Genomic DNA, 720 nt, shown 5'->3' on the forward strand with positions numbered 1-720 from the left:
TGACGCAATCAGCTTAAAAAGTCGTTCTTCATAAACTTCATTGTTAACGTTTTGTGTTTTTTCACCGGAAAACCTAAATGAAGCATCGAGAATAGAGCTGACTTGTACTTCCTCATCGTCAATAAGACATAGAGGCATCTTAAAACCAATTCGCATCTATCCCCCGATGAGGACGGTCGGTACACCGACGAGAATTTTTCCACCATGAGATGTAGAGTCCCCTGATCTAGCAGCCGGTTTACCATTAATCTTAACGCTAGAAGACCCCGCAGATATGCTGTCAGGCGGCCCGATACAAACGAGTTTGTCACCTTTTCTCGCAGCAGGGATGCCTCCTATTTTTACATTTGGAGAACCCATAACAACAGGACCTCCAACATGAGGGATCTTGCCTGTTTTCTTTGGACAAAGGTGAAAACTTCCAATCACTGCTGCTGGTTTACCCATTCTCAGTTCCCTCTTAATTCAAAGAGATTTGTCCTGCTTTCAATGCGATTGCAGAGCCATTGATAGAAATCTTGTTGCCCTTAATGTTGATTTCGCCAGAACTCGACATTTGAATTGAGGCTCCACCGACTTTAATTTCAATACTTTTCCCTGCATTGAGGGACAACACTTTTCCAGTGTCAGAGGTATAGTTCTCTCCCACCTTTAACATCGCATTTTTTCCAACGTCTTGAGTGACATCGTTGGTTACTTTCTCAACTTTATTGTTCTCAA

Annotated in this window: 1 protein-coding gene and 1 pseudogene; both read right to left on the reverse strand. The window is 42.6% G+C overall.

What is annotated here, in order from left to right; all coding sequences use genetic code 11:
* Positions 1 to 156: 156 nt before the first annotated feature.
* Positions 157 to 447 (reverse strand): PAAR domain-containing protein, encoded by a 291-nt coding sequence (locus tag R7O13_RS26900; RefSeq protein ID WP_005499010.1) that lies wholly within the window; start codon positions 445 to 447, stop codon positions 157 to 159.
* A gap of 13 nt (positions 448 to 460) precedes the next feature.
* A pseudogene (locus R7O13_RS26905) lies at positions 461 to 720 on the reverse strand (type VI secretion system tip protein VgrG); the annotation flags it as partial.

Source organism: Vibrio sp. Y176, from assembly GCF_033438945.1.

What these genes read in the sequence shown, in the direction of transcription:
- R7O13_RS26900 (WP_005499010.1), bottom strand. Translation starts at nt 447, where the DNA reads ATGGGTAAACCAGCAGCAGTGATTGGAAGTTTTCACCTTTGTCCAAAG.